This window comes from Winogradskyella sp. (genome assembly GCF_013213975.1).
Taxonomy (GTDB): domain Bacteria; phylum Bacteroidota; class Bacteroidia; order Flavobacteriales; family Flavobacteriaceae; genus Winogradskyella.
In genome coordinates this window covers 20,675-30,686 of record NZ_JABSST010000042.1, presented here as the reverse complement: position 1 = coordinate 30,686, position 10,012 = coordinate 20,675, and the positions used below count along the sequence as shown (strand labels likewise).

The following is a 10,012-nucleotide window of genomic DNA, read 5'->3' as shown; positions in this document are numbered from 1 at the left end:
TGCTAGAATAAATGCTGTTGATAAAATGAGACTCCAATGTCCTGAAATTGAACTAAAGAATCCAAAAATCTGGTCTTGAAATGTTGGTAGCGTTCCTTTTAATCCCTTACCTCCTCCTTCAGCGATAAAGGACCCAACGGTGCTCATTTCAATACCACCTAGAATAGTGATACAAGCCACAACAATAATTGCGATTAAAGCTGCAGGGATTTTTTTTGTAAGTTTTGGTAAGCCAAACATAATGCCCATTGTTAATACAATAAAGCCCATCATTTTCCAGAACACTGTATTGCTAAATAATGCACTGAACCATTCTGATGTATTAGTCCAAATGGAAATGTCTTTAGGTACAGCGTTAGGAAACAGTTTTAATTGAGCAAGGAAAATTACAATGGCTAAACCATTAACAAATCCCTTCATTACAGGATGTGGAATTAATCTAACGAACTTTCCAAGTTTAAAAACACCTGCTAAAATCTGGATTCCACCAACAAAAAGTAAGGTAATAAAAAGCCACTGCAGCCCTAGATTATCGATAGGTTTATCCATAGCTAAGCCAACGTCATTACCTTTTTGAATGAGGTGAACCATCACCACAGCCATAGCTCCTGTTGCACCTGAAATCATTCCTGGTCTACCACCAAAAAGAGCTGTGACAAGGCCCATCATGAATGCACCATAAAGTCCTACGAGAGGGTCAACGCCTGCAACAAAGGCAAAAGCTACCGCTTCAGGAACCAGAGCGAGTGCCACCGTGAGTCCAGATAAGATATCATTTTTTGGGTTTTGAGTAAAGTTTTTTCTTGTAGTTTGACCAAGTATCATAATGCTTTATCTTAATAAGTCGGCAAAGATAGATTATTTGGAACAATACCATAGGGAATCTTAAGATAACAAAAAAAGCACTAGATGTTCTAGTGCTTTAGAATTACTTTTATTTAACTATCGGTTATTGAGCAGGTGGAAATTGCTCCATGGTTTTAGCGACAAATTCTTTAATTCTAGCCTCTTTTTTGTCTACATTTTTTGTAACTAAATAACCGGTTCCTGATCCTTGCCAAATCAGTTCTTTTTCTTTAGCATCCACCAAGTCTATAAATAACATACCTTCAGTGCTGGTAGAAACATTATTTCCTCCCCAGCCAAAACCAGGTCCCCAGCCCCAGCCCCAACGACTATAACCTCCCCAGCCCCAGGCTCCATAGCCCCAGGTATTATTGTAAACATCTACACGTTGTGTGGATTTTGTAAATATACTAACGAGCATATCTGGATTGTCAGATTTTGTCATCCCTTTAGCCATTAGTTCAGCTTCAATGGCTCTTAATATACGTCTCTTATCAATATCGCTAATTTCTGCTTTGTCAATTCCAGGTTTAAAGAATGCAAAGGTTTTGTATTGGTCAAAGTTTGCTTCTCGATCATAGTCAGCCGCAACTCTTACAGAGCTGCACGATGATAGAAGGATGGCAAAAACTAAAATCGGTGTAAATTTTAATAGTTTCTTCATATCGCACAATTTTTAAAGGGTTTCTAATAAATCTTCGTCTACTTGATTAGGTAATGTAACTTTAAGATTCGGTTCTGCATCCATAGCGCGCTTAATAGCAAAAATAGCACCTTCATTTCTCGCCCAACTTCGTCTAGAAATACCATTATTAACATCCCAAAATAACATTTGATGTAATCGTCGGGAAGCTTCTTTAGTACCATCAAGAACCATGCCGAAACCGCCATTAACAACTTCGCCCCATCCGACGCCTCCTCCATTATGAATACTGACCCAAGTAGCACCTCTAAAACTATCACCAATAACATTATGTATTGCCATGTCTGCGGTAAATTTCGACCCATCATAAATATTACTTGTTTCTCTGTAAGGTGAATCGGTTCCTGAGACATCATGATGGTCTCTACCTAAAATTACATAACCAATATCTCCGTTTGCAATAGCTTGGTTAAAGGCTTCTGCAATTTTACTGCGACCTTCCGCATCGGCATATAATATTCTGGCCTGTGATCCAACAACTAATTTATTTTCTTGAGCTCCTTTTATCCATTGGATATTATCTGCCATCTGTTGTTGAATTTCAGGAGGGGAATGCCTCATTAAATCTTCGAGAACACTACAAGCAATTTCATCTGTTTTAGCTAAATCTTCTGGTTTTCCTGAAGCACAAACCCATCTAAAGGGACCAAATCCATAGTCAAAGCACATAGGTCCCATGATGTCTTGAACGTAGCTGGGATACTTAAATTCACTACCTAATTCTGAGTGTTCAGACATGATATCTGCACCAGCACGAGAGGCTTCAAGTAAAAAAGCATTTCCATAATCAAAAAAATAGGTGCCTTTAACAGTGTGCTTATTTATAGCATCTGCATGACGTCTCAAACTTATTTGAACCTCTTGTTTAAAGCGTTCAGGTTCATTAGCCATCATGTCATTTGCTTCCTCAAAACTCAATCCAACAGGATAGTACCCACCTGCCCAAGGATTATGAAGTGAGGTCTGGTCACTTCCTAAATCGATGTGAATATGCGCTTCATTGAATTTTTCCCAGACATCAACAATATTACCGAGGTATGCGATGGATACAGTTTCTTGATCTTTTTGTGCCTTGTTTACTCTTGTTACTAATTCATTTAAATCAGTAATTTTTTCATCAATCCACCCTTGATCTAATCTTAATTTAGCAATTTTAGGATTCACTTCGGCACAAACAGTAATACATCCAGCAATATTTCCTGCCTTAGGTTGTGCACCGGACATACCGCCTAAACCTGAGGTGACGAATAAATGACCTTTTGGTGATTTACCGATTTTTCTAAAACCATTTAAAACGGTAATAGTAGTACCATGTACTATGCCCTGAGGTCCAATATACATGTAGCTACCTGCTGTCATTTGTCCATATTGTGTGACTCCTAGGGCATTAAATCGCTCCCAATCATCGGGCTTAGAGTAATTAGGTATCATCATACCATTTGTAACTACAACACGTGGAGCGTCATTATGCGATGGGAATAAACCCATTGGGTGGCCAGAATACATGACTAATGTTTGTGAGTCATTCATCTCAGCCAAATATTTCATTGTGAGTCTGTATTGTGCCCAGTTTGAAAAAACACCTCCATTACCTCCATAGGTAATTAATTCATGTGGATGCTGTGCAACGGCATAGTCTAAATTATTTTGAATCATCAGCATTATTGCTGCGGCCTGTTTTGATTTTGAAGGATAGTCATCAATTGGTCGAGCATACATTTTATAATCAGGGCGAAAGCGGTACATGTAGATCCGACCGTATACCTCAAGTTCCTCTTTAAATTCTGGAAGTAATACGCTATGGTGCTTTTTATCGAAATAACGTAATGCATTTTTTAGCGCCAATTTCTGCTCCTCTTGAGTAAGAATGGCTTTCCGTTTTGGGGCATGATTTATAGATGGATCATAAGGTTTCTGTATAGGTAAAACTTCAGGAATACCTTCTAATATTTGCTCCTTAAATGACAATTTAGTCGCTTGCATTACTTCTTTTTTAAATCATTTTTGTTAAATCCGTATGGGCAATGTCTACACCCACTTTCACAGCAATACCCTCTTTTTAGATGGTACTGTTCGGTAAAACAGCGATAGCCTTCTGGTGTGAGATAGTAGTCGCCTTTTTCTATTGGGACATATTTTTTCATGTCTCACAAAGATAACGGAATTTGGATTGATTTTTGAATAGTATAGTACATGATATTCTATTCAAAATATTTTCTTTCAAAGGGCTGCCTAGGTATTATAATAATTCCGTTTATGATTTTGAGAAAGGGTGGTTTTTCACAAAATAGGTGTCTAATAAATCCTAGAAATTAGTTTATTTGAGTAAGAGGCTTACGTGCATGAAGAGGGGCTTAACTATTTAAAATCAAAGTCTTTTTTTGTTTTATGAAATTTATCAGAAAATAATCTTAGCTATTTTTTGTTTACCATCAATGAGTTTGATTTTTAAGAAAAGCGCTATTTCATCTGACTTAATAGAGCTGATGTTAAAATAATTAGAATGTACATATTTATTGGTAAAAAGTGTTCTTCCTAAAATATCGTAGACGTCTATGGACTTAATAGTTTCATAATCTGATTTTATTACAATTTGCTCATTTTCCTTAAAAACTATAATTCCATTTAAAGAATCAAGATCTTCAATGCCTAGAGATGTATCCCTATATCTTAGAATAAATCTATCGTTAAAAGTGCCTGCAATTGAACTAAATAAATAAGGGGTAGATTTTATGTCGTGAATTGTACCTGTATACGTATCCTCTAGATAAATAGGTTGATTAATAAATAAATCATCTAAATGATCTATACCTATTCTGTAGTCATTTTCATCTATAGAAATAAATCCAAGAGGAATAACATCCGAATCATCAAACGGTAAAGGTCTACCTTGAATAGTTAATATATTATCATCAGTTAATGAATAAAATGTAACAGCATTACCACCAAAAGCTAATCCGTCAAGTCCACGATCCCAACCTAGTGTTGCACCATCAGCATATCCAATTACTATTTGACTGAAACCACCAGCGTTATCGCTAAGGTTTAGCCATAGTCTGTGTTTTTCAAAATCGGTATTAAAATTAGAAGCCCTTCTAAAGAATATATTATTTTCATTAGAAACTCTCATTGTATTATTAAATACTGCATTTCCATTGCTTAAACCTCTCACAAAGAAGGCTTGTCCAGAAGCTATGAATTGTGACGGTGTCTGTCCTCCAGTTAGAGCATCTATGGTTGTTGCAGTACTTGCCAAATAATTAACTGAGGCATAGTCATTTTCAGTGTAGTTTAGTACAAAGTCACCATAAAAAGGATCTGGCGTAGCTGCTGTTGGAGGCGAATTACGAGTCCATAGATAAACAGTTCCATCTACTAATGGAATATTAGTAGGATTGTCTAAAAAATCGACAATATCAATTGCAGATGGATAAGGATTACCAATTAAATTCCAATTATCGTCATCACTTGCAGGTAAAGAGCCAATTGAAATAGGCGTTGTAATATTACCATTATTAGGAATTCCTTCAAATCTTCCGCTATAGGCATTATTAGGATAAGTGTCTGTATTAGTAATGTCTGATGGTGCTCTCACAATATAACCAAGACCTGGTTGCATATTGGTTATATTGGGATCTACAGAAATCCAGTTGCCATGATTACCTCCTACTGATGGTTGCCATCTATAATAAAGTCCATTGGGGGTGTTAGGGGAAAGATCATTTAAGGTAAAATTAGATGCCAACGTTACAGCTGAACTCCAATAGGTATAATCCAAAATATCCATGCCGTTTGGTGTTACCCTATCTATATTTGCTGAACCTAACCCAGTATTTGGAATATTATTTATTTGTATCAGACTGGCATTATCATTTATGTCTAGAGAACCATCGATGTTTATTGCCTCAGTAACTGTAAGATTGTTACCACTAACAACTTCTAGAACAGCACCGGCTTTAAGATCTACATTTCGGGCATATGCATCATACAATCTAGGAGGTATTCCAGCTCTATTATGAGGTATATAAATATGTGTGCCCGCATCTATAATTACACAGTTGTCTGCTGTAGGTACCATCGCAGGTTTCCAATTTGAAGCAGTATCCCAATCATAAATTGCTACTCCGCTCCATATTCTCGTATTGTTTGATACTGTGAAATTTAAATTGTTATTTCCGCAGCCATTAGCAAAAGATCCATTAATCGTAAAATCAAACTGGGCTTCTTCTAACTGTGAAATATTAGGTATTGCATAAACTGTATGTCTCACATCTCCTGTATAAGGTGTGGTGCCTTCTGAATCTTCGTAGAGGTCTATAGCTCCTATGGGTGTTGTTGTCCAATTAACAGCTGTAATGTCCTTATCACCATATAGTTTAATGTCATCTATAGCTATTCCATCTGCCCAAACTGCATAGAATCTTAAGCGTATGCTTAAAGTAGGTTGGTTGATATATGCATTTAAGTTGTAGTTTAATGTTTCGAATTTGGTTCCAATTCCTACATCTGCAGTTATATTTGGAGTAATTGCAGTCCATAGAGTTCCATTTGTGGAGACTTCAATTGCAACGTAATCATTTTCCCCTCCAATATTATCTGCTAAATAATGAGAATAATACGCTTTAAAACTTAGTGTTAAGTTAGTGTAATCCGAAGTGTCATAAGAACTTATGCTTGTTAAAGCATTTTCTGTGACGTATGGACCAACATCTGAATTTGATATAACAAATTGGTTAGGTCCAAAACCAGAAGATATCGCAGGATGCCATACTTCTTCATTAGGCACAAAAGTACTTGTTCTATTTTGCCATCGTGTGCGATTATTAATAGTGGTGCCATTATCCTCTAAAGTAACATTAGAAAAAGCTCCTAGGCTACCATTCTCAAAATCTTCATCTATTAAATATACATCATCCACATCACCTTCAGCTGAAATTTCTAATGGATTATTTTCCCCACAGATAACACGGGTTGCGGTATCAGGGGTTACAGTTAGTGTTGGGATTGGAGTCAAATGGGCGACTATTGGAGTTCTTACCCAAGATTCACATGTTCCGTTATATGCTGAGACCCAATAGGTAGTTGTGGTTGTAATTGAAGGTGTATTCCATGTGCCTGTGCTAGTAATAGCGATTGGTGTAGCATCTGTTTCATTGGTATACCACCGATATTCGGAAATAGCGGGTGTTCCTGTTGCTGTTGCATCTAAAGTGACTGATCCTGGGCCACATGAATTGCCGTCAGTTATGCTCGTTATTATTGCGTTACAATAAGGTTCTACGGTAAATAAATAATCTTCAGCTTCACCAAAATCCTCTAGGTAAAAACCATCATAAACAAAATCTTTACAAGCATTAAAATCATAACCAATGTCGAACATGTCAAATAAATAATCAATTTGATAATAATTTCTGACTCTTAATCGATAGTCTCCTATTGGTGTTCCTAAGGGTATTACAAAACCAAAAGTAGTTGAAATTGTTGCGACATCGACAGTGTCATATATTAACTCAGTCACATCATCAAAATAACCGTCACTATTCCAGTCTACCCATGCTTTTATTCTAGCGATTTCATTTCCTTCTACATAAATGTTTACACCTTCACCTTCCACTTGTTTTGATATAGGTGAATTTCCAGTGTAATCTTCATAGCCATTGGTATAGGTTGATGAATTTGTAGTGTCTTTTAGAGTGCCTAAAAAGCTTACGGTTGAAATATATAGATGATCTGGTGTGTCTGTTGATGGTGTGCACCCTGGGGTTGTTACACAGATATCAAAAGTACCACTTCCTCCAGAAGTATCATATGAATAGATTCTCACATAATAGGTATTGCCAATTGTTAAGCCTGTGGCATTTATGGTTTCTGAACCTGTAAATACATCGTCTGCGCAAGCGATATTTGTGCCGTCACAAGCGCCAGATCTTAGGTCTATAACAAAATCACCTAATGTATTTGGTGTTACAGTAATTTGGTGGTTTGGAGCAGTAGCTAAAAAACTATACCATACATCATCGTTAGACGCACCAGTAAATCCATTGCATAACATCCCTCCAACTGTACTGTCTGTTGCTCCAGTAGTTGTGCCAGAAAGAATAGTAGTGCAATTTTCGTCAGAATTTACAGTTAATACAGTAGCATTAGCGCAGTCATCATTACTTGGTCCTAAAGGTGTATTATAAATACATATCTGACCATTCATGTTACCGTTACTATTCCATCGTTGTATTCTTACCCTATATCGAGTTCCAATAGTTGTTGCATATATAATGGTTTCTGCATCTCCAGCAAGGCCATCGTCTAAGCAGGCAACTGCTGTTCCATTTTGGTTACAGGCACCTTCAAAAAGTGTTAGAATGGCATCCTGAGTGTCTGGATTGTAAGTGATTGTGGTTGAGGTGCTTGTAGCATCAAACCAGCCCCATGCATCATCTAAATCTGCTTCATTGCAAGTCCCATTAGTACTAGCACCATCCCAATAATCACTTCCATTTGTACTGTTCCAGTTTATTAAATTACAACTAGAACCAACAATTAATTGGCCACTGCCATTGTTATTACAGTTATTTGTTTGACCAAATGACTTAATAAAAAACAGGATTGTTAAGAGAAATGTAATTTTCTTCATAAGCAAATACTATGAATTTATATTTGAGCTTATTTTAATAGATATATAGGATTTTAGTTTAAAAATATTACAGGTGATTTTTAGATTGTAACTTTATTAAAATTAGTGAAATCAATAGGTTGTTAATTAATTATCGATAAAGAGTAGCGTTGTATGGATGAGTTAGTTGTATATGGGGGTTATAAGGTTTTTATGCGTCGTGAAGATCTAATTCATCCATTAATTTCAGGGAATAAATACAGAAAGCTTAAGTATAATATCAAAGATGTAAAATCTAAAAAACAGTCGACTTTATTGACTTTTGGTGGTGCATACTCTAACCATATATCTGCTACAGCTTATGCAGGCAAAGTCTATAGTGTTAAAACCATAGGCATAATAAGAGGAGAGGAATTAGTAAATAAGATTGAGTCAAATCCAACTTTAAGATTTGCTCAATCCTGTGGGATGATATTAAAGTTTGTATCTAGAGATAAGTACCGAAAAAAAGAAGAGGCTGAGTTTTTGGAGGAACTTAAAGCAGAGTTTGGTAATTTTTACGTACTCCCAGAAGGTGGTACAAATGACTTGGCAATAAAAGGTTGTGAAGAAATTTTAACAATAGATGATGCTGATTTCGATTTTGTTTGTTGCAGTGTAGGAACAGGTGGCACGATTTCTGGATTAATAAATGGATCATATAAGAATCAAAAAATATTGGGTTTTCCTGCATTAAAAGGTGATTTTTTACAGCAAGATATTCGTAAATTTGCCAAGCAAGAAAATTGGGAATTGATTACTGGTTACCATTTTGGTGGTTATGGTAAAATAAAGCCTGAGCTGATTTCGTTTATTAATTGGTTTAAAAGGGAGTATAAAATTCCTCTAGATCCTATTTATACAGGAAAAATGATGTATGGAATTTTTGATATGATAAAAAAGGGGTTTTTTCCAAAGCAGTCAAAAATATTAGCCGTTCATACAGGTGGTTTGCAAGGTGTAGAAGGAATGAATTTAAAATTAAAAAAGAAAGGTTGGTCATTAATAGAATGAAAATTAGCTTAAAGTATATATTAATTCTCTTCGTAATTTTTGTGGTAGGATGTGGTCCTAAAAAAGGAATTATCACTAAAAAAAGTGAAGAGAAGAGCAATGCCGAAAAAGTGGATAGTTCAAAAACAGCACAAGAGACATTTCATTCCGAAGTCACAACCAAACCTCTCACAGCTGTTGAAAGATATATCCAAAGATATGTTGATATAGCACAGTCGGAAATGCGTAAATCAAAAATTCCAGCCAGTATAACATTAGCACAAGGTATTTTAGAATCAGGGTCAGGTAAAGGACGATTAGCAGTTAAGGCGAATAATCATTTTGGAATTAAATGTCACGGATGGAAGGGTGCGAAAATTTATCATGATGATGATAGGTCTCAAGAATGTTTCAGGAAATATAAAAAAGCAGCGTCCTCCTATGAAGATCATTCTGAGTTTTTAACTAGTCGAAAACGTTATGCTTTCCTATTTAATTTAGATCAAGATGATTATAGAGGATGGGCACGAGGATTAAAGAAGGCAGGATATGCAACAGATAGACAATATCCTCAAAAATTAATCAGTCTTATAGAACGCTATAAACTCTATGAATATGACGCTCAAGTAGTAGGCAATCAGAGTAGGACTAGGAGGACTCCTATTGATCAGGGTATAATGAGATACATTGTTGAGAAAGGTGATACTTTATATTCATTAGCTAAGCGTTACAATACTACGGTGAGTGCTATTAAAGACTTAAATAATTTAAACTCTAATGATTTGGCCATCGGTCAAGAGATAATGATCCCAAATTAGATT

General features: G+C 35.9%; 7 protein-coding genes. 2 read left to right on the top strand and 5 right to left on the bottom strand.

Going from position 1 to position 10,012, the window contains the following annotated elements:
- From HRU49_RS08165 to HRU49_RS08145, 5 genes are all read right to left on the bottom strand, one after another.
- Nucleotides 1-825, bottom strand: an 825-nt coding sequence (locus tag HRU49_RS08165; RefSeq protein ID WP_296356003.1) for a SulP family inorganic anion transporter, incomplete at its 3' end; no start/stop codon positions are given.
- Nucleotides 826-949: 124 nt separating this feature from the next.
- The gene (locus HRU49_RS08160) at nucleotides 950-1,510 is read right to left on the bottom strand and encodes a DUF4136 domain-containing protein (RefSeq protein ID WP_296356002.1); all 561 of its coding nucleotides are present in this window, start codon (nucleotides 1,508-1,510) and stop codon (nucleotides 950-952) included.
- Nucleotides 1,511-1,522: 12 nt separating this feature from the next.
- The gene (locus HRU49_RS08155; protein WP_296356005.1) at nucleotides 1,523-3,517 is read right to left on the bottom strand and encodes a urocanate hydratase; all 1,995 of its coding nucleotides are present in this window, start codon (nucleotides 3,515-3,517) and stop codon (nucleotides 1,523-1,525) included.
- Nucleotides 3,518-3,531: 14 nt separating this feature from the next.
- Entirely contained in the window at nucleotides 3,532-3,693 is a 162-nt protein-coding gene (locus HRU49_RS08150; RefSeq protein WP_296356000.1) for a DUF5522 domain-containing protein, read from the bottom strand.
- 254 nt (nucleotides 3,694-3,947) lie between these two features.
- On the bottom strand, nucleotides 3,948-8,180 hold the full coding sequence (locus HRU49_RS08145) for a GEVED domain-containing protein (protein WP_296355997.1): 4,233 nt from the start codon (nucleotides 8,178-8,180) through the stop codon (nucleotides 3,948-3,950).
- A 153-nt stretch (nucleotides 8,181-8,333) separates the two neighbouring features.
- On the opposite strand from HRU49_RS08145, the gene HRU49_RS08140 reads away from it, so the two are divergent.
- On the top strand, nucleotides 8,334-9,212 hold the full coding sequence (locus HRU49_RS08140; protein WP_296355995.1) for a pyridoxal-phosphate dependent enzyme: 879 nt from the start codon (nucleotides 8,334-8,336) through the stop codon (nucleotides 9,210-9,212).
- On the top strand, nucleotides 9,209-10,009 hold the full coding sequence (locus HRU49_RS08135; protein ID WP_296355994.1) for a glucosaminidase domain-containing protein: 801 nt from the start codon (nucleotides 9,209-9,211) through the stop codon (nucleotides 10,007-10,009). The genes HRU49_RS08140 and HRU49_RS08135 overlap by 4 nt, the downstream gene beginning before the upstream one ends.
- The last annotated feature ends 3 nt before the right edge of the window (nucleotides 10,010-10,012 follow it).